Source organism: Pararobbsia silviterrae (assembly GCF_003628125.1).
GTDB classification, from domain to species: Bacteria; Pseudomonadota; Gammaproteobacteria; order Burkholderiales; family Burkholderiaceae; genus Pararobbsia; species Pararobbsia silviterrae.
Window position 1 is genome coordinate 149,790 of the sequence record NZ_RBZU01000007.1, and the last position, 23,785, is coordinate 173,574.

The 23,785-nt window shown below is 64.5% G+C and carries 22 protein-coding genes; 10 read left to right on the forward strand and 12 right to left on the reverse strand.

The annotated features are described in order from the left end of the window. Positions 1-322: 322 nt before the first annotated feature. Positions 323-1,576: an enoyl-CoA hydratase/isomerase family protein gene (locus D7S86_RS16660; protein WP_121088121.1), complete on the forward strand. Its 1,254-nt coding sequence runs from the start codon at positions 323-325 to the stop codon at positions 1,574-1,576. Positions 1,577-1,632: 56 nt separating this feature from the next. On the opposite strand, the gene D7S86_RS16665 is transcribed toward D7S86_RS16660, so the two are convergent. Next, entirely contained in the window at positions 1,633-2,490 is an 858-nt protein-coding gene (locus tag D7S86_RS16665) for an NAD-dependent epimerase/dehydratase family protein (protein WP_121087982.1), read from the reverse strand. Positions 2,491-2,761: 271 nt separating this feature from the next. Here D7S86_RS16665 and ydiK point away from each other — a divergent pair, with 271 nt between their 5' ends. Continuing rightward, a complete protein-coding gene (gene ydiK, locus D7S86_RS16670) occupies positions 2,762-3,904 on the forward strand; it encodes an AI-2E family transporter YdiK (protein ID WP_240648224.1) in 1,143 nt (380 codons plus the stop codon). A gap of 21 nt (positions 3,905-3,925) precedes the next feature. Here ydiK and D7S86_RS16675 read toward each other — a convergent pair whose 3' ends face one another. Further along, positions 3,926-4,219: an acylphosphatase gene (locus D7S86_RS16675; protein WP_121087984.1), complete on the reverse strand. Its 294-nt coding sequence runs from the start codon at positions 4,217-4,219 to the stop codon at positions 3,926-3,928. 169 nt (positions 4,220-4,388) lie between these two features. Between D7S86_RS16675 and D7S86_RS16680 the strand changes: the two genes are divergently transcribed. Beyond that, entirely contained in the window at positions 4,389-5,423 is a 1,035-nt protein-coding gene (locus D7S86_RS16680) for a substrate-binding domain-containing protein (protein ID WP_158601999.1), read from the forward strand. A gap of 14 nt (positions 5,424-5,437) precedes the next feature. On the opposite strand, the gene D7S86_RS16685 is transcribed toward D7S86_RS16680, so the two are convergent. From D7S86_RS16685 to D7S86_RS16715, 7 genes are all read right to left on the reverse strand, one after another. After that, positions 5,438-6,508 carry a branched-chain amino acid ABC transporter permease gene (locus D7S86_RS16685; RefSeq protein ID WP_121088122.1) on the reverse strand — a complete coding sequence of 357 codons (1,071 nt, stop codon included), beginning with the start codon at positions 6,506-6,508 and terminating at the stop codon, positions 5,438-5,440. A 4-nt stretch (positions 6,509-6,512) separates the two neighbouring features. After that, the gene (locus D7S86_RS16690; protein WP_121087986.1) at positions 6,513-7,397 is read right to left on the reverse strand and encodes a branched-chain amino acid ABC transporter permease; all 885 of its coding nucleotides are present in this window, start codon (positions 7,395-7,397) and stop codon (positions 6,513-6,515) included. Continuing rightward, positions 7,394-8,122, reverse strand: coding sequence for an ABC transporter ATP-binding protein (locus D7S86_RS16695; RefSeq protein ID WP_121087987.1), 729 nt, complete (start codon positions 8,120-8,122; stop codon positions 7,394-7,396). Before D7S86_RS16695 ends, D7S86_RS16690 begins: the two co-directional genes overlap by 4 nt. Next, complete coding sequence (locus tag D7S86_RS16700; protein ID WP_121087988.1) at positions 8,119-8,850, reverse strand: ABC transporter ATP-binding protein; 732 nt, start codon at positions 8,848-8,850, stop codon at positions 8,119-8,121. Before D7S86_RS16700 ends, D7S86_RS16695 begins: the two co-directional genes overlap by 4 nt. Before the next feature lie 25 nt (positions 8,851-8,875). Continuing rightward, positions 8,876-10,198, reverse strand: a complete 1,323-nt coding sequence (locus D7S86_RS16705) for an ABC transporter substrate-binding protein (protein ID WP_121087989.1) — start codon at positions 10,196-10,198, stop codon at positions 8,876-8,878. A 111-nt stretch (positions 10,199-10,309) separates the two neighbouring features. Then, the gene (locus D7S86_RS16710; RefSeq protein WP_121087990.1) at positions 10,310-11,761 is read right to left on the reverse strand and encodes an aldehyde dehydrogenase; all 1,452 of its coding nucleotides are present in this window, start codon (positions 11,759-11,761) and stop codon (positions 10,310-10,312) included. A 127-nt stretch (positions 11,762-11,888) separates the two neighbouring features. Then, the gene (locus D7S86_RS16715) at positions 11,889-12,662 is read right to left on the reverse strand and encodes a coniferyl-alcohol dehydrogenase (RefSeq protein ID WP_121088123.1); all 774 of its coding nucleotides are present in this window, start codon (positions 12,660-12,662) and stop codon (positions 11,889-11,891) included. Between the two features lie 209 nt (positions 12,663-12,871). Here D7S86_RS16715 and D7S86_RS16720 point away from each other — a divergent pair, with 209 nt between their 5' ends. Beyond that, complete coding sequence (locus tag D7S86_RS16720) at positions 12,872-14,695, forward strand: sigma-54-dependent Fis family transcriptional regulator (protein WP_121087991.1); 1,824 nt, start codon at positions 12,872-12,874, stop codon at positions 14,693-14,695. Positions 14,696-14,721: 26 nt separating this feature from the next. Here the strand turns inward: D7S86_RS16720 and D7S86_RS16725 are convergent, their stop codons facing one another. Beyond that, positions 14,722-15,441 (reverse strand): TetR/AcrR family transcriptional regulator, encoded by a 720-nt coding sequence (locus D7S86_RS16725; protein WP_158602000.1) that lies wholly within the window; start codon positions 15,439-15,441, stop codon positions 14,722-14,724. A gap of 110 nt (positions 15,442-15,551) precedes the next feature. Between D7S86_RS16725 and mhpA the strand changes: the two genes are divergently transcribed. The 5 genes from mhpA (at position 15,552) to D7S86_RS16750 (ending at position 20,663) form a co-directional block, all read left to right on the forward strand. After that, positions 15,552-17,120, forward strand: a complete 1,569-nt coding sequence (mhpA, locus tag D7S86_RS16730) for a bifunctional 3-(3-hydroxy-phenyl)propionate/3-hydroxycinnamic acid hydroxylase MhpA (RefSeq protein ID WP_121087993.1) — start codon at positions 15,552-15,554, stop codon at positions 17,118-17,120. A 34-nt stretch (positions 17,121-17,154) separates the two neighbouring features. Next, complete coding sequence (locus D7S86_RS16735; RefSeq protein ID WP_121087994.1) at positions 17,155-18,120, forward strand: VOC family protein; 966 nt, start codon at positions 17,155-17,157, stop codon at positions 18,118-18,120. A 145-nt stretch (positions 18,121-18,265) separates the two neighbouring features. Then, complete coding sequence (locus D7S86_RS16740; RefSeq protein ID WP_121087995.1) at positions 18,266-19,135, forward strand: fumarylacetoacetate hydrolase family protein; 870 nt, start codon at positions 18,266-18,268, stop codon at positions 19,133-19,135. Positions 19,136-19,170: 35 nt separating this feature from the next. Then, a complete protein-coding gene (kce, locus tag D7S86_RS16745) occupies positions 19,171-20,100 on the forward strand; it encodes a 3,5-dioxohexanoate:acetyl-CoA acetone transferase (RefSeq protein ID WP_121088124.1) in 930 nt (309 codons plus the stop codon). A gap of 185 nt (positions 20,101-20,285) precedes the next feature. Further along, positions 20,286-20,663 carry a nuclear transport factor 2 family protein gene (locus tag D7S86_RS16750; RefSeq protein ID WP_121087996.1) on the forward strand — a complete coding sequence of 126 codons (378 nt, stop codon included), beginning with the start codon at positions 20,286-20,288 and terminating at the stop codon, positions 20,661-20,663. Here the strand turns inward: D7S86_RS16750 and D7S86_RS16755 are convergent. Both D7S86_RS16755 and abiEi read right to left on the reverse strand, forming a co-directional pair. After that, positions 20,660-21,559: a nucleotidyl transferase AbiEii/AbiGii toxin family protein gene (locus D7S86_RS16755; RefSeq protein WP_121087997.1), complete on the reverse strand. Its 900-nt coding sequence runs from the start codon at positions 21,557-21,559 to the stop codon at positions 20,660-20,662. The two genes, D7S86_RS16750 and D7S86_RS16755, sit on opposite strands and share 4 nt — an antisense overlap. After that, the gene (abiEi, locus tag D7S86_RS16760) at positions 21,552-22,094 is read right to left on the reverse strand and encodes a type IV toxin-antitoxin system AbiEi family antitoxin (protein ID WP_240648225.1); all 543 of its coding nucleotides are present in this window, start codon (positions 22,092-22,094) and stop codon (positions 21,552-21,554) included. The genes D7S86_RS16755 and abiEi overlap by 8 nt, the downstream gene beginning before the upstream one ends. Positions 22,095-22,529: 435 nt before the next feature. On the opposite strand from abiEi, the gene D7S86_RS16765 reads away from it, so the two are divergent. Continuing rightward, positions 22,530-23,759, forward strand: coding sequence for an ABC transporter substrate-binding protein (locus D7S86_RS16765; RefSeq protein WP_205962833.1), 1,230 nt, complete (start codon positions 22,530-22,532; stop codon positions 23,757-23,759). Positions 23,760-23,785: the final 26 nt, after the last annotated feature.

A 23,785-nucleotide genomic window follows, 5' to 3' on the forward strand; every position in this document is an offset into this window, starting at 1 on the left:
CTGTTGCCGAGTTTCGGCCCCGATGACGTTGCCCTGACCTGCCGTGCTTCATGTATCGCGCGATTCCGCTGGATTTCGATTCAGACCGCGAACAACGCGATTTGCTGCTTGAAAACGCATTGACCTGCACGTGAAACGTGCGAGGTGTTTTTGCACGCCTATCGTTAACGATTTGCGTGCTGTTCGTGTTTGCTCGTCGTTTGTGCTTGTTCACCGTTAGCGATCTGCCGATCGCTTGCGCCTCGCGCACGACACGCGCATCGATCGATACGATAATGCTCGGACTTCATTGAGCGAGCGGGCCGCCCCCGCGCACGTCGACATGAGCGTATCGCCCGACACCGGCACATCGCACCTCGCATCGCCCCATCGCGCCGATATCCCGACCGTTCTGTTCCGGACGATCGATCGCATCGCGCGCATCACGCTGAATCGCCCGGCCGCACTCAACGCGCTCGATTTGCCGATGATCCATGCGATCGCCGCACGGCTCGAACAATGCCGCGCCGATCCGGACATCGTTGCCGTCGTCCTCGACAGCGCGCTCGACAAGGCGTTCTGCGCGGGCGGCGACGTACGCGCCCTCTTACGCCCGGGTCACGATACGCGCGCGGATCTCGAACGTTACTTCGCCGACGAATACCGGCTCGATTTCGCGATCCATCGCTTTCCCAAACCCGTTGTCGCGATCATGGATGCCGTCACGATGGGCGGCGGCATGGGGCTCGCGCAAGGCGCGTCGTTACGCGTCGCGACCGACCGTAGCCGGATCGCGATGCCCGAGACGAAAATCGGTCTCGTGCCCGACGTCGGCGCGACGCATTTTCTCGCGGCCATGCCCATCGAAACCGCGCTGTATGTCGGCCTCACGGGCGTCACGCTCAGCGGCCCGGACGCGCTCGCATGCGGTCTCGCCGACGTCTGCGTCCCACATGACACGCTTGCGGGCCACGATTCAGGCCTTGATTCAGATCTCAATTCCGGCCATCCATCAGGCCTCGATGCGCGCCTCGCCCGCATCGATACGTCGGGCACGCCGTCATTCGACGCACTGCGCGCCGCGCTCCAACACGCCTGCGCACCGTCGGCATCGACATCCGGGCACGCCGCGTCATCGCAGGCCGCGCACGCGCCGATCGCGCGTCAACACGCCTGGATTGCCGAACATTTTCGAAGCGACCGGTCGCCGCAGGCCATCGTCGAATCGCTGCGCGCCGCGCGTCGAGCCTTGCCCGACGACACAGCCGCACAGGCCGAACGCGATTGGCTCGATGCAACGCTCAGTGCGCTGACCGCGTACTCGCCGACGATGATCCATGTCACGCGCGAGGCCCTGCTTCGCGGCCGCGGGATGACGCTCGCGGACAGCTTCCGGATGGAAATGGGCATCGTGATCCGCTCGATCGAGGAAGGCGATTTTCGCGAAGGCGTTCGCGCCCACCTCGTCGACAAGGACCGCGCGCCGAAGTGGGATCCTGCCACGCTCGACGCGGTCTCGCGCGAGCGCATCGAGCATTTCATGACCTCGCCGTGGTCGCCCGATGCTCATCCGTTGCGCGATCTTGGCGCGCATTGACGCGCGCTAAAGCGCGGGGTTTAACACGCGTGCTAACACGAGATTGAGCGCGCGATTTAACGCGAGGCCGGGTCTCGCCAACTGAATTGCGGTGCGAAGCCGAGCACGCGCCGCGCCTTGTCGATCGACAACAATGTGTCGTTCGGGCCTGACGGCTCGCTGAACGGCACCGACGGGAAGAACGCCGCGACGAGTTCGCGGTTCGACCGCGTCATGACCGTATCGGCATTGGCAATGATGAAATGATCGGCGCCCTTGACGTCGGCTTCGAGCGCGCGGCGGATCGCCTGCGCGCCGTCGCGCGCGTCGATATAGCCCCAGAGATTCCATTTGCGCGAGGCCGGGTCGGCATCGAACGGAAAGGCCGCGTAATCGGCCGGCTCCATGACGTTCGAAAACCGCAGGCCAAGGATCTTGAGCTCGGGATCCCAGCGCGCGAACTGCTTCGCGATTTCTTCGCCGACGAGTTTCGACAGCGAATACGCCGACTCGGGACGCGCATCGCATGCCTCGTCGATCGGAATCCGTTGCGGCGGGATATCGAGCGGCAGGCCGAGCAGCGTCTCGCTCGACGCCCAGACGACATTGCGAATCTTGAGCCGCCGAGCTGCCTCGAACACGTTATAGGTCGTGATCGCGTTCGTGCGGAAAATCACCGCGTTCGTTTGCAGCCCGGGCGCCGGAATCGCCGCGAGGTGGACCACGCCGTCGACACCGTCGAACCGGTCGTCGATCTGCGAGAGCACTTCCAGCGTCTGCCCGAGGTCCTCGAGATCGGCTTTGACGAACGGGCACACGCGCTGCGCGGGCAATACCGTATCGACGTTGACGACATCGTACCCATGTTCGAGCAGATCGCGCACACATGCGCGGCCGAGTTTGCCGCTTCCGCCCGTCACGACGATTCTTGCCATACCGCTGTCTCCTGTGGGTTTTGAGTGTGGCGCACAGCGTACGCCCGATTCGACGGCTCTGCCTGTACGCGATCGGCAACGGTGAAATGCATCGGGCTCAGCAATGGCCTCGATACATCGACACGAGGTGCGCACCGCATCGATCCGAGGCGCGATGCATCGCCTATTCTTGTTGTCAAATCGATTGACCCGATGATGTGCCAGAATCGAGACCGCGCATTTCGCGATCGCCGTTGCGGTACGCTTGCGCGCTCACGCCATGGAGCCCATATTGAATCGAGCCCAGAACATCGACCTCGCCCGCAATCTGCTGGTCATTGTGATCCTGTCCGCGCTGGCGGCCGGCAGCTTCTATGTGATGCGGCCCTTCATACCGGGCCTGATCTGGGCGGCGACGATCGTCATCGCGACCTGGCCGCTGATGCTCGGCCTCCAGCACCGGCTCGGCAACCGGCGCTGGCTCGCGACCGCGATCCTGCTCGCGGGTCTCGTCGTCGTCATCGTCCTGCCGCTCTATTCGGCGATCTCGACGCTCGCCGAGCACGCCGCGGACATCATGGACTCGATCAAGGCGCTGCCGACCTATTCGCTGCCGCCGCCGCCCGACTGGGTCGCGAAACTGCCGCTGCTCGGCAGCCGCGCCGCCAGCGAATGGCAAAAGCTCTCGGATGCGGGCCCCGGCGGCCTGCTCGCAAAGCTCGAACCCTATCTGACGCTTGCCGCGCGCTGGATGCTCGGGCATGCGGCCATCGTCGGCGCGTTCGTCGTGCATATGTGCATCACGATCATCATCGCGGGCATTCTCTATATGAACGGCGAGGCCGCGGCGAGCCTCATGATGCGCTTCGCGGCGCGCACGGCCGGTGAACGCGGCACGGCGGCGATTCGGCTCACGGGGCTGTCGATCCGCGCCGTCGCGCTCGGCATCGTCGTTACGGCGATCGCGCAATCGGCGATCGGCGGCATCGGTCTGTGGATCTGCGGCGTGCCCGGCGCGGGCATCCTCACGGCGATCATGCTGATGCTCTGCCTCGCGCAGATCGGCCCGCTGCCGCCGCTCGTCGGCGGCATCGTCTATCTGTTCTGGCACGACGCGCATGTGACGGGCGTCGTGCTCATCGTGATCACCGTGCTCGCCGCGATGCTCGACAACTTCCTGCGTCCGATGCTGATCCGGCGCGGCGTCGATCTGCCGATGCTGCTGATTCTTTCGGGCGTGCTCGGCGGCATGTTCGCGTTCGGCATCGTGGGCCTGTTCATGGGACCCGTGATTCTCGCCGTGACGTTCACGCTGCTGCGCGCATGGATCGACGAAGTCCCGCCCGAACACTCGGCGGACCCCGTCATCGACGCCTTGCTCACGGCGCCGGCCGACGCCGATCATGCACCCGTCAAGCGCGCGCAAGACGTCTAGGAGGTTCGGCGCACGCGGCGTTTAACGCTGTTCGAAGCGGTCGTATTTGCGTTCGGCGTAGCTGCGTTCGCTTTCGAGTTCCGTCACGCGCGCCGCGGGCGGTCCCTTGCGCATGAATTCGAGCATGCGGTCGACCTGATCGGGCGGCCCTTGGATGACGGCCTCGACCGTGCCGTCCTCGCGGTTCTGCACCCATCCGCCGATGCCGAGTTCATGGGCACGGCGCACGGTCGAAAACCGGTACCCGACGCCCTGCACGCGCCCGCGCACATGGACGTGATACGTCTCGATCTGTTCTTTGGCGTGGCTCACCATGATGACGCTCCGATGCAAGTTCAAGTCGGGCGATATTCTAGGGCCTGTTCGCGCGAATGACAGGCCCCGCATGCACGACGCAACAATCGTGCTCGGCCGGCGCCAAGTGCAAATCGGCCTTGGCCCCGAGGGGCGCGTTTATAATCCAGCCGAACTTTCCGGAGTCGCTGTGGGCATCAAGAAACTCGCCAACCACCTGAACCTGTCGATCGCGACGGTCTCGCGCGCGCTCAACGCCAGCGACGAAGTCAGCGCGGCGACGCGCCAACGCGTGCTCGAAGCCGCGGCCGAACTCGGCTATTCGCCGAACAAGGCGGCCGAAAGCCTGCGCAAGGGACGTCTGGACACGGTCGGATTGATGTTGCCGATGCGCAGCCCCGAGGAAAACTACACGCTCTCGCTGTTCCTGACGCTTGCCGACGGCATCCAGGAGTCGTTGTCGAAATCGCAGCTCGATCTCGCGATGTACCAGAGCAAGACCGACGAGGACGAACTGACGCGGCTCAAGCGCATCGTCGAACGCCGGCAGGTCGACGGCGTCATCATCTCCGGCACGCGGCGTCACGATCCGCGGCTCGACTATCTCGCCGAAAAGAACTTTCCGTTCGTCGCGTTCGGCCGCAGCGAATCGGGCGGCGAGCACGCCTGGATCGACCTCGATTTCGAAACGGCGGCCGAGCAGGCGATCGAGCGGCTCGTCGGTTTCGGTCACACGCGGATCGCGATCGGCATGCCGGGGCAGGATGCGATGCAGGCGCACGTCTATCTGAACGGCTATCAACGCGCGCTCAAACGCTGCGGCATCGCGTATGACGCGTCACTCGCGCGGCATGACGAATTGAGCGAGCGCGGCGGCTATCGCGTGACGGGCGCGCTGCTTGAGTCCGCCGAACCGCCGACGGCGATTATTTTTCAGAGCGACTGCATGGCGATCGGCGCCTATCGCAAGCTCGCCGAACTCGGCTTGCGGCCCGGCAAGGACGTCGCGATCAGCGGCGGCGTGCTGACGGGCGAAGTCCCCGAGTATTTATCGCCGCGCCTCACGGGCTTTTCGATCGCCGTGCGCGAACTCGGCATCCGCATGGGCGAAGCGATGCTGGCCCGGCTGCCGAGCGTCAACGCGCAGCGGTCCGCGACGCTCGTGCAGGAAGTGTGGCCGCTTCAACTCAAGGCACGCACGAGCGACGCCGGTCCGCAGACATAAATGCGCACGGCGGCTCACGAACGCCGTGCGTCTCCGCGTCGAATCCAATAGCCGACGGGCAGCAATTGAATGCCGAATCGGGCTTCGACGGCGCCCCAGATCCCCTTGGGCAACACGAGCGCAAACAGTACCGCGACGACGCCGAGTCCGATCAGATAGGCGACGCCGGTGCCGCCGAACAGCGTCTCGATGACAAAGAAGACGACCGCGCCGATGATCGGCCCTTCATACGTGCCGATGCCGCCGACGAGCACCATGAACAGCATATATGCCGTCCACTGAACGCCGAAGTAGGTGTTCGGCTGGAACGTGATCGCCGTCGCGAGCCAGAGCGCGCCCGCGAGCGCGCAGCCGAATGCCGACAGCACGAAGATCAGGCGCTTGGCCGGAAACACGCGAATCCCGATCGATGCGGCGGCCTCCTCGTTGTCGCGGATCGCCTGCAACGCGCTGCCGGCCCGGCTCCTCAACAACGCGAACACGCACCATCCGAGCCCCGCCATGCAGGCAAGCGCGAGCCAGTACGTGAACATCCGGCGTGTGTCGGTCGCATACGACTGAAGCGATATCAACGAAGTGCCCGTCTCGCCCTGAACGAGCGTATCGAGATTCACGAGCAAATGCGCGAGCGCCGCAACGACCCACATGCCGATCGCAAACTCGCCGCCGCCGAGTCTGAGCATGAACGACGCGATCGGCACGGACACGAGCGCGATCGCGAGCCCTCCGAGCACGATCGCGAGATACGGATTGACCCCGAAGCTCGCGATGCGGACCGCCGCATACGCGCCGAGTCCGAAGAATGCCTGCTGGCCCACCGATACGAGTCCCGCATAGCCGGCGAGTGCATTCCACATCAACGCGAGAATCGCGTAGATAAAGAGGATCGTGAGCCGATCGACGAACTCGGCGCTCAGCAGCCACGGCGCGAAGATCAGCGCGCACTGGACGAGCACGAGTCCCGTGACCGAGGCCCGCGAGGTCCGCGTCCAGCGATGAATGGCATAGCCCTCGCGCGCCGCGCCCGCGGGGCTTTCGCGCAGCGTATCGTCGTTCGCGCGCGGCGCGGTCGATTTCGAATTCATCATGTCAACGAGTGCGGACAAAAGAGCGCAGCGAGCGCCCGTTCAGGACAATGCGCGACAGCAGCACGACCAGGAACAGCACGTGGCCCGCAATCAGAAAGCCCTGGCTATGAATCTTCGCGCCGATGCTCTGCGCGACGCCCAGCGCGATACCGCCGCCGAGCGTGCCCCAGAGCGAACCGATGCCGCCGATCATGACGGCCTCGAATGCGAAGATCAGTTGCGGACCGCCCGCATAGGGATCGACCGTCGCGCGCATCGCGAGAAAGACGCCCGCGATCGCGACCGTGGCCATCGCGATCGCCGCGGCGATCGCATTGATCGCGACGGCGTTCACGCCGACGAGTTGCGCGGTCGCGGGATCGTCGGCCACCGCGCGGATCTTGCGTCCGAGCGGCGTGCGGTCGAGCATGAGCTGAAGCCCGCCGAGCAGCACGACCGCCACGCCGAACGTCAGCAACGACAGATGCCCGAGCGTGAGCCCCGCGATATCGACGCCGTCGTACGCGAGCGTGTCGATATACGGTGCGAGCGACCGCGTATCGGCGCCGAACGAAACGAACAAGGTGTTGTCGAGCACGACGGCGAGGCCGAACGTCGCGAGGATCGGCACGAGTTCGCCGGCGCGCGCGCTGCGTTCGAGCACGAGCCGATGCAGAATCCAGCCGACGATCGCCATGACGGGGATCGCGCACGCGAGCCCGATAAACGGATTCAGCTCATAGCGGTCGGCCAGATAGAACACACCGTAGGCCGCGACGACCGCGAGACTGCCATGCGCGAGATTGATGATCCGCATGACGCCGAACATGAACGAAATGCCGCAAGCGAGCAGCGCGTAATACCCGCCAAGCAAGACACCCTGAACAATCTGATTCAACCAGCTCATGCATGCGCCTCGCTTTCCTTGCGGACCCGATGGCCGAAGTAATACCCCATGACTTCGTCGCGCGTCATCTGATCCGTGCGACCCGTGGCGACGACGCCGCCTTCGAGCATGCAGACGATGCGCTCCGCGAAATCGAACGTGCGCTGCAGGTCCTGTTCGACGAGGATCAGCGTCGTGCGTTGCTTGACGACCGTGGCCAGCGACTCGTAGACGCCCTGCACGGCCGCGGGCGACAGACCGAGCGAGACTTCGTCGAGAAGCAGCAAACGCGGATTGGTCATCAACGCGCGCCCGATCGCGACGGCTTGCTGCTGACCGCCCGACAACGATCCGGCCGCCGCTTTGATCTTGGGCTTGAGCTGCGGAAACGCGTCAAGCACGGTATCGACGTTCCATGCGCCCTTGCGGTTCGCCGCGCTTGCGACGCGCAGATTTTCGATGACCGACAACGAACCGAACAAGCGCCGGCCCTCGGGCACGAGCGCGATGCCCATCGATGCGCGCCGATGGGCCGGCGTCGACGTGACGTCGACGCCGTCGAATTCGATCGTGCCGGCCGACGCGCGATGAATCCCGGCGAGCGTACGCAAGAGCGTCGTCTTGCCCGCGCCGTTGGCGCCGACGAGTGCGAGACGCTCGCCGTCCTGCAAATCGAGATCGACGCCGCGCACGGCCTTGAGCAGACCGTGCTGGGCTTCGAGTCCCCTGACTTTGAGCGCTGTCATGCCGCGTGTCCCCCGAGATAGGCGCTGACGACCGCCGCATCGGACAACACCGCATCGGGCGTGCCGTCCGCGATGACCTTGCCCGCATCCATGCAGACCAGGCGTTCGACGACCTGAACGAGCACGTGCACGATATGTTCGATCCAGACGAGCGTGATATCGCGCTTGCGCAGCGTCTGGATCGTGCCGATCAGTTCGACGGCCTCGCCGTCCGTGAGGCCGCCGCCGATTTCATCGAGCAGCAGCAATTGCGGATTCGTCGCCAACGCGCGCGTGAGTTCGAGACGCTTGCGATCGAGCAGCCCGAGCGTTTCCGCGCGCCGGTTCGCGACGTGCGTCATCGCGCAAAGTTCGATCGCGTCGAGGCTGCGGTCATACGCTTCTTGCCGGCCGAATCCGCCGCCGTGCATCGCGGCGGTCAGGACGTTCTCGAAGACCGTCATGCCGTTGAACGGACGCGGAACCTGATGGCTGCGCGCGATGCCGAGACGGCAACGCTGCGCGGCACTCACGTGCGTGATGTCCTCGCCGCGCAACGCGATCGTGCCCGCCGAGATGCCGAACGACCCCGACAGCGCCGCGAGCAACGTCGTTTTCCCCGCGCCGTTCGGTCCGACGATGCCGACCGCCTCTCCGGCGCGAACCGTGAAGTCCACGCCCGAGAGCACGGTCAGCGCGCCGAATCGCTTGACGATGCCCTGAGCATTCAGAAGGATCTGCTCTGCCATGGTGCTCAAAGACACTCCTGCGCCGTCACGACGCGTACGGAATCAGCTTGTGCGCGACGGGCACGGTCGGATCGGACGCGTTCTCCGTGATCACGTACTCGTACTTGAACTTCGATCCCGCGGGCGCCTTGATCCACTGCGCGCCGATCATCGCCGTCGGCGACACGTTCGGCACCGGGCCCTTCGCAAAGTCGATCTGACCCATCATCGTCTGCGTCTTGAGGCTGCTGATCGCCTTCGCGACCGCGGCCTTGTCGCGCGGGTCCGAACTCGCGGCCAGCGCCGCGAAACCGACGTCGAGCAGCGACAGCGTCGCGCCCAGCTGCTGGTTCCATTGCTTGCCCGTGCCCTTTTCATAGCCATCGGCAAGCTCGACACCCGAGACGCCCGTCAAGGTCGACTTGTACGGGAAGTTCTTGTGCCAGTAGGCGGCCACCGAGATGTTGTAGCCGAGCGGTCCGAGCACTTCGATCGTCGAGGCGAACAGGCCCGTCTTCGCGACCTGCACGACCTTCATCTGCTTGGTCAGCCCTTGTTGCGCCGATTGACGCCAGAACGTCGCGAAATCCGGCGGAATCGGGAACGTCAGCAGGATCTCGCAGTGCTCTTCCTTGAACTTCGCGATCTGCGCGGAGAAATCGGTCGTGCCCGTCTCGTAGCGGCCGCCGTCGACGACCGTATAACCCGCCTTGGTCAGATCGGGCAGCATCGCCGCGCGAATCGCGTTGCCGTCCGCGTCGTTCGGCAACAGGGCCGCGACCTTCTTGTTGTTCGGCACTTGCGCCCATTGCGACAGATACGACTTGACGAAGTCGGCGACGCCGAACGAGAACAGATAACTCCATTTGAACGGCGACGGCTGGCCCGGCTTCGCGCCGCGGCCGAAATACCAGGCCTCCCACGGCATGACCGTCGCGATGCACGGCACGCCCGCGGCTTCGCAGGCATCGGACACCGGATTGACGACCTCGGGTGTCGACGTCGTCAGCATCAGATCGATCTTGTCGCTATTGATCAGCGTTTTCGCGAGCTGGCTCGCGCGCGCCGGATCCGACTGCGTATCACGATCGAGAATCTCGACCGCATACTTCTTGCCGGCGATCGTCACGCCGTTCGCAAGCGACTTGCGCGCGAGATCGAGCACATACGGATCGCCTTCGCCGAAGCTGCCGAGCGGCCCCGTGCGCGGGCTCACGAAACCGACTTTGAGCGTGCCCGCGGATTGCGCGCGCGCAAGCGTCGGCAGCATGAGCGCCAGGCCCGTCGCGCCCGCGACGCCCAGTACGGTGCGACGCGAAGCGCTGTCGAGCGTTGCCGAGGCAGGGGTGCTGTTTTTCGTGTCCGTCATCTGTGTCTCCGTCCGTGTAGTTGTATTGACCGACTGTATTGACCGACGCCGCGGCATGCGCGCGACCGCGCGCATGCCGCGTGATACCCGTAAGCTGCCGCCTTCAGCCGATCAGAACGGGTAGTGCCGTTCCGCCGTCTGCAGCGTGACCCACCGGAGTTCGCTGAACGCCTCGACGCCCGCGCGGCCGCCGAAGCGGCCCCAGCCGCTTCCCTTGACGCCGCCGAACGGCATCTGCGCCTCGTCGTGAACCGTCGGGCCGTTGACGTGGCAGATCCCCGCCTCGATGCGCTGCGCGACGCGCCAGCCGCGTGCCGTATCGCGCGTGAACACCGCGGAAGACAGACCGAATGCGTTGTCGTTCGCGCAGGCCACCGCCGCCTCCTCGCCCTTCACTCGCACGATGGCCTTGACGGGACCAAAAGTCTCCTCGGCATAAATACGCATTTGCGGCGTGACGTGATCGATGAGCGTCGCGGGCATCAGCGTGTTTTCGGCCTTGCCGCCGCACACGAGCTTCGCGCCCTTGGCGAGCGCATCGTCGATGAGTTCGTTGCAGCGGCGCACGGTCGACATGTCGACGACCGAACCGAGGACGGTCGGCCCCTTGCGCGGATCGCCGAGCGGCAGCGCCTGCGCCTTCGCGGCAAGCTTCGCGACGAAGGCGTCCGCGACCTGTTCGTCGACGATGATGCGTTCGGTCGACATGCAGATCTGGCCGGAATTCGCGAACGCGCCGAACGCCGCACCGTTGACGGCCGCATCGATGTCCGCGTCGTCGAGCACGATGAACGGGGCCTTGCCGCCGAGTTCGAGCACCGACGATTTCAGATACTTCGCACAGGTGCCCGCGATGATGCGGCCGACGTGCGTCGAGCCCGTGAAGTTCACGCGCTTGACCGCCGGATGCGCAATCATCGCCTCGACGACGGCGGGCGCATCTTCAGGCGCGTTCGTCACGAAGTTCACGACGCCCTTGGGCAAACCGGCTTCCTGCAGCGCCTGCACGATCAGGCCTTGCGTCGCGGGGCACAGTTCGCTGCCCTTGAAGACGACCGTATTGCCGCATGCGAGCGGGACCGCGATCGCGCGCACGCCGAGAATGACCGGCGCGTTCCACGGCGCGATACCCGCGACGACGCCGGCCGGTTGCCGCACCGCCATCGCGAGGCTGCCCGGCACGTCCGACGGAATGACTTCGCCGTTGATCTGCGTCGTCAGCGACGCGGCTTCGAGCAGCATCCGCGCCGCGAGGTGCACGTTGAAGCCCGCCCACAGACCCGATGCGCCCGTCTCCGCCGCCATCGCGGCCGCGATATCCGCGCCGCGCGCTTCGAGCGCGTGCGCGGCCTTGCTCAACAGCGCGCGGCGTTCGCCCGGGCCTGTGCGCGACCAGCCTTCAAACGCGGCCGCGGCGGCCGACACGGCGGCCTGCGCGTCTTCGGGGGACGCGGCCGGCGCCGTCGTCGCCACGCTGCCGTCGAGCGGGTTCGCGCGTGTGAAAGTCTTTCCGTTACGAGCCTTGACCGACTCGCCGCCAATCAGCATGGATATTTCGTTCATTCGTTTTGGGTCTGCGCATCGCACGGATGCGATGCGACTCGACCATGTCCGCAAGGGTTGAAGGAGCCGTCATGACGACGGCGATCGTGCCAGGGTGCCGCTCGCTCGATCACGATCGAGCGACGCATCAGAGGCCGTGCATCCGGCACAGCACATCCGAAAACATGCCGCCGTCGACCGGAATATTCGTCCCGCGTATCCAGGCCGACGCGTCGGAAAGCAAAAACGCCACGACGGGCGCGATATCGCCGGGCCTGCCCGGGCGATCCATCGTGCGCATGTCTTCTTCGGCGCGCGCACCGAGCGTCTCGATGAAATCCTTGAGAATCGGGGTATCGACGGGCCCCGGGCTTACGGCATTCATGCGGATGCCGCGCGAACGCCAGGTCCAGCGATGCTGCATCGTCCAGACGATCAAGGCCTCTTTGGAGAAGAAATAGCTGCGCGCGCCTTCGATCGCATGCGCATCGCAAAACGCCGGCACGCCGTCGAAATCGAGCGCTGCGCTCGCGCGAATCGCCTCGGTCGCCTCGGGCCATCCGAGACCCGCGAGCGAGGCGAGATTGACGATCGACGCATCGTTCGCGAGTTTCGGCACGATCGCTTCGGTCAGATACTTGAGACCCACGAGATTGACGCGCACGACGTCCGCGGCCGGCCGGGTCGGCGGCAGGCCCGCGATGTTCGCAAGCCCGTCGATCCCGTCGGGCAAGCTCGCGACCAATCGATCGATCGATGCGCGATCCGAGAGATCGGCCTGAATAAAACGGCCCACGGGCATCGCCGGCGCGACGATGTCGACCGAGATGACATCGGCGCCTTGCGACGCGACGAGCGCCGCGGTCGCCGCGCCGATACCCGACGACGCGCCGGTCACGATGAGAGTTTTGCCGTCCAGCATGAACATCCGTCTCCGTTTTGATTTGAGTGGAATGAGGCCGGATATACGCAAACGCGATGCCAGCATCATGCGCGAAAAATTCACTCATGAAAACAATGTGCTCATGCAAGACGCCTCGTGATTACCCCGAATCGAAAACTGCGATATTGATTTAAAATCGATCATCACTTTTTGATCAAAGTCTCATCCGGCTTGAGGGTTTCCCCTGCATGAAAAGAACACCGTCGCGCCTGTCGCTGACCGAACTCCAACGTCATGCCGCCATGGCCCGCACGAGCGCGGACATCGACGAAGGCGCGCAACCGACGCTGCGCGACCTCACGGAATCGCTCGTGTTTTCTCCCGGCGACGGACGCATCTGGCTCAACGATCAACGCATGCTGCTCTGGCGCGCCTCGACATTCGGCGCGTTCCGCAACGAGCTCATCGCGAGCATGGGACACGAGCACGCGCGCTCGCTGCTCACGCGCGTCGGATATTCGGCCGGCGCGCGCGACGCGGAACTCGTCTTGAGGAAATGGCCCGACAGCGATCCGGCCAATGCGTTTCACGCGGGCCCGCGCATGCACAAGCTCGAAGGCATCGTGCGGCCCGAGACGATCAAGTTCGAATTCGATATCGCGCGCGGCGATTTCTTCGCCGAGTACTTGTGGCACGACTCGAGCGAGGACGACGAACATATCGCCGCATTCGGCATCGGCGCCGAACCCGCGTGCTGGATGCAGATCGGCTATGCGAGCGGATACGCGAGCGCGTTCATGGGCAAGATGATCATCTATCGCGAAGTCGCGTGCCGTTCGAGCGGCGCCGACGTCTGCCGCATCGTCGGACGCCCCGCCGATCATTGGGACGATCCCGAACAGGACTTGCGTTACTTCGTGCCGGATACATCGGCGATGCAGATCCGGCAAAGCTTTGTCGCCACGACGCCGCGTACCGATCGCCACGCGCGGCATACGCCTGCGCCGCACGCGGCATCCGATGCGGCAAGCTCGCAACTCGTCGGTATTTCGTCGAGCTTCAGCGCCGCGCGGCATCTGTGCGAACGCGTCGCCTCGACGCAGGCGACCGTGCTGTTCACGGGTCCGTCGGGCGCGGGCAAGGAACGCTTCGCGCAAACGCTCCATGCGATCAGCCCGCGCGCGAATGCGCCATTCATTGCGGTCAATTGCGCGGCAATCCCCGATACGTTGATCGAATCCGAATTGTTCGGCGTCGAAAAAGGCGCGTTTACGGGCGCGCTGGTCTCGCGTCCCGGACGCTTCGAACGCGCGCAAGGCGGTACGCTGTTTCTCGACGAGATCGCGCAATTGAGCTTCGTCGCGCAAGGCAAGCTCTTGCGCGCGCTCCAGGAGCGCCGCATCGAACGCGTCGGCGGCACGCGCGAAATCGAAGTCGACGTGCGCGTCGTCGCCGCGACGAATCGCGATCTCCGGCATGAAGTCGAGGCCGGACGCTTTCGCGAGGATTTGTTCTTCCGGCTCAATGTGTTTCCGATCGTGCTGCCGCCGCTCAAGGAGCGGCGCGACGACATCCCGCTGCTGATGGACGTGTTCTTGCGGCGCTACACGGAGCAGCACGGACGCGCGGTCCCGGGTTTCACGCTGCATGCGGTGCAGGCGCTGCTGCAGTACGACTTTCCGGGCAATATCCGCGAGCTGCAGAACCTTGTCGAACGCGGCGTCATCATGGTGAGCCCCGGCGAGCCGATCGATGTCCACCACATGTTTCGCGGCGGAGAAGCGCATCAGATTTCGATGCTCTCGGTCAACGAAGGCGGACGCCTTGTGCAGGCGGCGGGCGCGGCGTCCGTTCCCGCGCACGAGGCGCCCGTGCGCAAGCCGCCCCCCTCACGCGACGGCGCCCACGCGGCCGCACACGCGAACGGCGCCGCGCCCGTCTCGGCGAAGGAGATCGCGACGTATCGCAATGCGCTCACGGCCAATCGCTATAACGTCGCCGAGACCGCGCGCCAGCTCGGTCTCACACGCGCGCAACTCGCGTATCGCCTGAAGCGGCACGGACTCATCTAGCGCGCGAGCGCGATGCCCCCGATGCCTCAGGCGCGTATCTTGTCGGCGGCCGCTTCGAGCGATTGCAAGCCGTCGGGCAACGCGATATCGGGCAGCGGCATGCGTTCGAGCCGGTCGATCGTCGACTTCAGCACGCCGAGCGCGCTCAATGCGAGCCGCATGACCGCGCGCGAATGCTCGGCCGGCTCCACGCCCGCGAGCACCGTCTCGATGCTTTGATGAATGGCGCCGAGCAGCAAGTCCTTGGCCGCGCGCACGTTCGTGAACTTCGCGATGCCGCGCTCGCGTGCCGCGGCGAGATCGCGCGGCAGATAGACGTTCGTCAAACGCCCGCTCGCGGCCTCGCGGATCCCCGTGCGCGTGATGAACGCGCCCCATGCGGGATGCATGACCGCGATGTCGACAAAGATCAGACACCCGGTCCAGACACGTTCGATCGGATTCTCGATCTTCGCGACGCACATCTCGATCGCGAGAATCACCTCGTCGTTGAGTTCCGCGGTCACCGCGTCGAGCAGCTCGCTCGTCGTCTTGAAGTAGTTGTAGAACGTCCCGCGCGCGACACCGGCCGCCGCGAGGAAATCGTCGATCGACGCCGCGTCCGGTCCCTTCTGCGCAAACACTTCGACCGCCGCGCTCAGCAGCTTGCGCCGCGTCGCTTCACGACGCACGGCGCCGGTCCGCACGCGATGATCTTCCGCGGCCGCCTCTTCCTCGCCGCGCGGCATCTTCGAACCCTTGGCCATTAACACGCCTCCTCGGGTTTCCCCCATTGCATGGACCGATTCATCAAGTTGACAATGATTTCCAATTTGAACTGATTTGTCATTATAAAAAAGCAGACTCTGGAGGAGACATGAAGGCAGACATCCCTGTCGACGTCGCGATCGTCGGCTATGGACCGACCGGGCAACTGCTCGCGCTGATGCTCGGCCGCGCGGGACATCGCGTGACCGTCGTCGAACGCTGGCCCGACCTCTATCCGCTGCCGCGCGCGGTTCATTACGACCACGAGATCGCGCGCCTGTTTCAGGTCTCCGGCGTCATGGATGATATCAAGCGCATCGTCGAGCCCACCGAGCGCTATCAATGGCGCAACGCGAATCACGACGTGCTCATGGACTTCAATTGGAGCGGCACGGGACCGAGCGGATGGCCCGTATCGACGATGTTCGCGCAGCCTGAGCTCGAACGCGTGCTCGATACCCATGTCCGGCGGCTGCCGAACGTGACCGTGCGCTCGGGCTGGTCGGCCGCCGCCGTGCACGAGGACGCCGACGGCGTGCGCATCGACATTGAGGCCGGACAGCTCGTGAACGGCAAGTGGACCGCGAGCGGCGACGTCGATACGGTGCGCGCACGCTATGTGGTCGGCGCGGACGGCGCGAATTCGGTCGTACGTCAGGCGCTCGGCATCGCGTTCGAGGATCTGGGCTTTGCGTTCGACTGGCTCGTCATCGACGTCAAGCCGACCGAGCCGCGCGAGTGGGTGCCCAAGACGTGGCAGCTCTGCGACCCCGCGCGCCCGACGTCGATCGTGCCGGGCGGACCCGGCAGGCGTCGCTGGGAATTCATGCTGTTGCCCGGCGAAACCGCCGAGCAGATGAACCAGGACAGCGTGGCGTGGGATCTGCTCGCACGATGGGATATCGCGCCGCACAACGCGATCCTCGAGCGGCACGCCGTCTATACGTTCCGCGGACGCTGGGCCAAGGACTGGCGCGCGGGCCGCGTGCTGCTCGCGGGCGACGCCGCGCACTTGATGCCGCCTTTCGCGGGCCAGGGCATGTGCAGCGGCCTGCGCGATGCTGCCGCGCTCGCCTGGCGTCTTGACGGCATTCTGAGCGGCACCGCGAGCGAGCGTCTGCTCGACAGCTACGGGCCCGAGCGCCTGAATCACGTGCGCGAAATGATCGGCTTCTCGATCGAACTCGGCAAAGTCATCTGCATCACCGATCCCGCGGCGGCGGCCGCGCGCGACGCGGCCATGCTCGCCGCCCAGGCGATGCCCGGCTTCACACCGCCCGCGTCGCCGCAGCCGCGGCTCGGCGCGGGGCTTTATGACGCGCAGTCGCCGGGCAGCGGATGGCTGACGCCGCAAGGCGTCGTCGAATTCGAGGGCCGGTGCGATCTGTTCGACGACGTCTTCGGCGCGGGCTTCGCGTTGATCGCGCGCGATCAGGCCGCGCTCGATGCGCTCAGCCGCGAGAATCGCGACGCACTCGACGCGCAAGGCGTGACAGTCGCACACTTCGGTCCCGGCGGTTTTCGCGACGTCAACGGCGTGTACGCGAAGTATCTGACCGAGCACGACGCGCTCGCCGTGCTCGTGCGGCCCGATTTCTACAGCTACGGCGCCGCCCGTACGGCACACGAACTCGATGCGCTCGTCGACGCATGGCGCCTCGCCATGGAACCGGCCTGAACGGCCCATCGCCCCTATCGCACAGGAGACACGCATGACGTCACATCGCCGGCACGACCGCCTCGGTATTCATTCGATCGGTGAGTTCCACATGACGGTGCCCTCGCTCGACGAGGCCCGCCGCTTCTATACGGCCTTCGGCCTCGACGTGCAGCCCGACGGCGAGCGCGGCCTGCTGATCCGGACCTTCGGTTCGCCCCATGTCTGGGGACGGCTGCGCGAAGGCGCGCGCAAGAAGTTCGACTGGCTCACGCTTCATTGCTTCGCGGACGACCTCGATGCATTGCGCTCGCGCGCGATTGCGGCCGGTGTCGAAACCATCGCGCCGCCGTCCGACGCCAACTCGGATTCCGACTCGGACTCGAATTCATCGGGATTCTGGATCCGCAATCCCGACGGCGTGCCGCTGCAGATTCGGCCCGGCGTCAAGACGACGCTCGACGAAGCGAGCCATACGAGCCCGCCGCTCCCCGTCGACGGCACGCGCTGCGCGCCTTACCGGCGCGTCACGCAACAGGTCCGGCCCACGCGCTTGTCGCATATCGCGTTCGCGACGGCGAGCGTGCCCGCGCAGATCGACTTTTGCGAGCGCGTGCTCGGGCTGCGCTTGTCGGATCGCTCGGGCGACGGCGTCGCGTTCATTCATGCGCCGCACGGCGGCGATCATCATCTGTTCGCGATGGCCATGAGCTCGGGCCCGGCGCTGCATCACCTGAGCTGGGACGTGCCGACCGTCGAGGAAGTCGGACTCGGATCCATGCAGATGGCCGCGGCGGGCTACAAGAACGGCTGGGGGCTCGGCCGTCATGTGTTGGGTTCGAACTACTTCTATTACGTGCAGGACCCGTGGGGCAGCTTTTCCGAGTTCAGCGCGACGCTCGACTACATCCCCGCGTCGGTCGACTGGGTCGCCCAGGACCATGCGCCCGAAGACTCGATGTATCTCTGGGGCCCGGACCTGCCGCCGATCTTCTTCGCGAATTCTGAGCACGGCGCGTAACGGACGTCGCGCATCGACGCAACCGAACAGACGCAAAACGCCTAAAGCACGGCGCGCGCATCCGGCGCGTTCGACGAACGTCACGGCGACGCGCCCACGCGGTCGCCCTCCTTTCCCCTTATTTCAGAACGCTTCATCACCCGATATGAAACTCGTCACATTCCAATGCCGCGGCCATCGCTCGATCGGCAAAGTCGAAGGACAGCAGATCGTCGATCTGCCCGCCAGCGATCGCACATTGCCGAACACGATGCTTGCGCTGCTTCAAGGCGGCCCCGCGCTGCTCGATCGCGCACGTGAGATTCGCGTCGCCGATGCCGTGACCTATCCGCTCGCCGACGTGAGCCTCGACGCGCCCGTGCCGAATCCGTCGAAGTTCCTTGCGATCGGCATGAACTACCGCCGCCACGTCGAGGAAGCGAAGGCCGCGGGCCTCCAGGTTCCCGATAGTCAAGTCTGGTTCAACAAGCAGGTGTCGTGCGTGAACGGCCCCTTCGATCCCGTGCATATGCCGAAGGTGTCCGACAAGCTCGACTACGAAGCCGAACTCGGCGTCGTCATCGGCCGCCGGTGCCGGCATGTGTCCGAAGCCGATGCGGCGTCGGTCATCGCGGGCTATGTCGTCTGCAACGACGTCTCGGTTCGCGATTGGCAAATGCGTTCGCCGACGATGATGCTCGGCAAGTCGTTCAACACGCATGGTCCGTTCGGCCCGTGGCTCGTGACGCCCGACGAGATCGCCGATCCGCATGCGTTGCAGATGCGCATGCTCATCAACGGCGAATGCCGCCAGGAGGTCAGCACGGGCGAGATGATCTTCAACGTCTGGCAGCAGATCGCCTATCTGTCGACCGTCATGACGCTCGAACCCGGCGACGTGATCGCGACGGGCACGCCCTCGGGCGTCGGCGCCGCGCACAAGCCGCCGCGCTTTCTGAATGTCGGCGACGTGATGCGCGTCGAGATCGACGGTCTCGGACATATCGAGAACGTGGTCGTCGCCGAACCGTTTTGATCGACAACAAAAGCACACAACCGGGACATACGACCATGACACGCAAAGTCATCATCACCTGCGCGGTGACGGGTTCGATTCATACGCCGAGCATGTCGCCGTATCTGCCGGCCACGCCCGAGGACATCGCGCGCGACGCGATCGCGGCCGCCCAGGCCGGCGCGGCGGTGCTGCATCTGCACGCGCGCCACGCCGAAGACGGCCGGCCCGCGTTTTCGCCCGATGTCTACCGGCAGTTTCTGCCGAAGATTCATGCCGCGACCGATGCCGTGATCAACATCACGACGGGCGGTGCGGTCAATATGACGCTCGACGAGCGGCTGGCGGGCGCGCTCGATGCGTCGGCCGAAATGGCCTCGTGCAATATGGGCTCGATGAATTTCGGGATCTTCCCGATCCTCGACAAGCTCAAGACGTTCAAGCATGAATGGGAGCGTCCGTTCATCGACGGCTCGCGTCATACGATCTTCCGCAACACGTTCGCGGATATCGAGGAAGTCATGGCGCGGCTCGGCGACGGACACGGCACGCGGTTCGAGTTCGAGTGCTATGACGTCGGGCATCTCTACAACCTCAAGCACTTTGTCGATCGCGGTCTGATCAAGGGGCCGATGTTCCTGCAGTTCGTGCTCGGCGTACTCGGCGGCATCGGACCGGACCCCGAGAATCTCGTGCATATGAAGCGCATCGCCGACAAGCTGTTCGGCGACGGCTATCATTGGTCGGTGCTCGGCGCGGGCAAGTATCAGATGCCGCTGATCACGCAGGCCGCGCTGATGGGCGGCAATGTGCGCGTGGGTCTCGAGGATTCGCTGTCGATCGGGCCGGGCCGGCTCGCGACATCGAATGCCGAACAGGTCGAGATGATCCGCGAGGTGCTCGAAAGGCTCGGCTTCGAGATCGCGACACCGGCCGATGCGCGGCAGATGCTAGGGCTCAAGGGGCGCGATAAGACGCGGCTTTGAGTCTGCGTGTCGAGGGCGCGCACGAGGCTCCGCGCGGGCGTGTCGGCGAGCGCACACCGCATTCGCACATCGAACCGTCCGAATGCTCGAACATCGGCACGTCGTGCGTCGTGCGTCGTGCGTCGTGCGTCGTGCGTCGTCCAGATGGTCGGCGCCAAGCAACACCATTCAAAGGAAGAACCTCCATGACCGACCGTGATTTCGCGGCCGATATCCGCGCGCTTGAAGAACGGCGGCGCATCGCGATGCTCGCGGCCGACACCGCGACATTGCGCACGCTGTTCGACGCATCGCTCGTCTATCTCCATTCGACGGGCCTGCGCGACACTCGCGAGAGCTACCTCGACAAGCTCGAAGACGGCACGATGCGTTATGAAGCGCTGGCTTTCGACGTCACCGAACTCATCGCGCGCGAGCGCTTTGCGCTGCTGCGCGCCAAGATGTCGGCCACGATCACGACGCCGAAGGGCACGTTCGATGTCGCGAGCGATTACGAAGCCGTCTGGATGCACAGCGACGGCACATGGCGCGCCATCGCGATCCAGGGGTTCGTGGCGAGCTAATCAAACCGCTCGAGATCGGCGGCAATAACCTGCTCCGCGAGCCGAATCGAGCGCTCCATCCACTTCGCGACAAAGGCAGGCCCTTCGAGATAGTGCGCGACAGTCGCGTCCACGAAGCGGATCATCTCCTTTCGGAATCGTTCGGCTGTGTCTGCCCTGCCGAGTTCTTGAATACGTTCGGCCAGGCTCGCTTTGAAGGCATCGATCGGCAGGCCATAGTCGCCAAGCTTGCGTCCGACGTACTTGAGCCCGTTGGATTCCGCGACACCTTTGTCGAGCAAAAACTTGATGTCCCAGACATCACGCGCTTTGAAGTATGGGCGTGCGCCGAGCGCCACAATCTTGTCCCCGAGAATTTCGTCGCGAGATTCGACGGGAATCAGCATCTGCGAGATGGGCACGGGCAAGTGGGGATAGTTGATCGCCACCGGCACCAAGTCGGGGTCGTATGCCGGCACGTTCGCCACTTCGATCTTGATCAACTCGCGTTGCGGCGCGCTGCGATCTGCATTGGGAACCGCGATACGCGCGCTCCAACGCGACACCTTGACGGCCGCATTTCCGTCATGCGCGCCGACTTCCGGTTCGTTGACCGTCACGACCAGTCCATACGCGTCGGCGATTTCCCGCCTAAGCAGATCGCAAAACGAAGTCATCACCGCCGGATCGAATGCTCGACCACCGGCAAAATCGAGATCCTCCGAATAGCGATTGCCCTGGTAACAGAGTCTCAGCGATGTTCCGCCTTGAAAGGTCAAATACCCGAGCGCACCACTCTCCTGCAACGCGTGCAGGATCTCGTAGTGCAGAATTTCCTTGGTGATCGTAGCAACCGGGGCGCGACGATCAGTCGCATAACGCCGCGCAAGCGCCAAAAGATCTTCTTGATTACGCATGGAGCATCTCGGGAGGTGCAACGAGGTTCTGGTTTCGCCCGACACGCTTCAAATCGCGCCAAGCGCGCTCCGCCGTCGCGACATGAAGTTTTCGACGCTCGTCGAACACGACGCCGTCAGACAGACTCCCGCCGCGTCGCGCGGTATGAACAAACTCGATGACGCCCCACGGCGTGTCGAACGTCTGGCCGCGACCCGTCGTCATCAAAGTCAGCCGCGACGGAATCTGTGAAATCCAGCCTGCGTCCGACAACGACGATTCAAGGCTCACATAATTGCTGTCCCACGGTCGGAGAAAGGGCACTAACGCGCTTTGCACGTCGCCCGGCAAACTGCGCGCGCGTGGATTGACATAGAGCCCGCGCGTGACGCGCAGGAGCAAGCCTGACCGGCAGTGCGCGGTCAGCGCCTTGCGAAGCGTGGCTTTGGATTCGCCGCGAAACATCAGTTCGAGCGTCTTGTCGCTGTACGCCCAGATCCCCGCGCGATCCCAGCGATCCAGCGCCGAAATCAGCGCTTTCGTGCGCATAGTCATCCCTACATGAAATCGATATTTAAGTAGATTAGGCGTAGAGATACAGATCGTCAATCGCTCGACGTCAATACGATAAAAAAGTCGATTTCATGTCGAGATATTGAATTCGACGATAAAACCGCGAAAAAGCGTCGATTCGACGCTTCGACATCCGGAATTTCCCTGAACGGGTTACCACGCGCTCGCTGCTCATGCGAGCGAAACCCGCGCCGCGCGGTCGCCTCGACCGCAGACCCCCGTCTCGTCTAGCACGACAAAATCGGATCGAGCCTTGACATCCGCTCGATCACGGACAAAAATCTAAGCCATTCCCGGAAACGTTTCCGGAACGTTCCGGAAAAGGTCGCCTTGCCTGACCTCGAAGCGGACGTCCTCGGGGCGACGGGCATACAAGAAGCGCGATAATGCGCGCCCATATTCCATCTGGAGGAGCACATGAGAAAGACTTTGACCGCCGCCGCCGCGGCGATCAGCGCCGTCGTTTCAATGATGTCGGTGTCGCCCGCCGCGCTCGCGGCCGACCAGCAGACGCTCAACGTCTGGACCGTCGACGAACCGAACCCGTTCACCGAAAAAATGGCGAACGAATTCGCGAAACAGCATCCCGACGTCAAGGTGCAGATTCGCCGCGTCGGCTTTGCCGCGCTCAACGATGAAGCCATGCGCGCGGTCATGTCGGGCAACGGTCCCGACGTCGTGCCCGTCGACAATCCGAACACCGCGATGTTCGCCGCACGCGGCGCGCTCATCGACCTGACGCCGTTCCTCGCGAAGTCGAAGGTCATCGATGCGAAGCAGATCTTCCCGGGCCCGCTCAAGAACGCGACCTGGAACGGCAAGGTCTATGCGATTCCGCGCGGCGCGAACACGCTCGCGCTCTACTACAACCAGGACGCGTTCAAGGCCGCCGGCCTCGATCCGAACAAGCCGCCCCAAACGTGGGATGAGCTCTACTCGGACGCGAAGAAGCTGACCGATGCGTCCAAGGGCGTCTACGGTCTCGCGTTCTCGGCGATCGGCACCGAAGAAGGCACGTTCCAGTTCCTGCCGTTCATCCAGACGACGGGCGCCGACTGGACCTCGCTCGGCTCGGCCGGCGCGATCCGCGCCGCGCAATTCTGGCAAAAGCTCCTCGACGACAAGGTCGCGTCGCCCGATACGCTCTCGCATTCGCAATCGGAAGCCGCCGCGACGTTCATCAACGGCAACGCCGCGATGGATATCGACGGTCCGTGGGAACTGCCCGCCGTCTCGAAGGGCGCGAAATTCAAGTGGGCCGTGGCGCTGCTGCCCGTCGAGAAGGAAGGCTCGCCGCGCGCATCGGCACTCGGCGAACAGAACCACGCGATCCTGAAGACGAGCAAGAACCCGGAACTCGCGTTCGAATTCCTCGAGTACATGTACAGCCAGCGCGGCCGCGACTGGAACGAGTTCGGCATGCTGCCGCCGTCGAAGGACACGGTCACGAACGATCCGAAGTGGCCCGAAGCGTACAAGGTCTTCAACGAGCAGATGCAATACGCTCGCGGCCGCGGTCCGAACCCGAACTGGCCGCAGATCTCGAAGGCGATCTACACGGCGATGCAGCAGGTCCTCACGCATCAGGCCGACGCCCCCACGGCGATGAAGAACGCCGCGGCCGAAGTCGACAAGGCCACGAAGTAAGCCAGGTGATCGTGCCCGCCGATGCG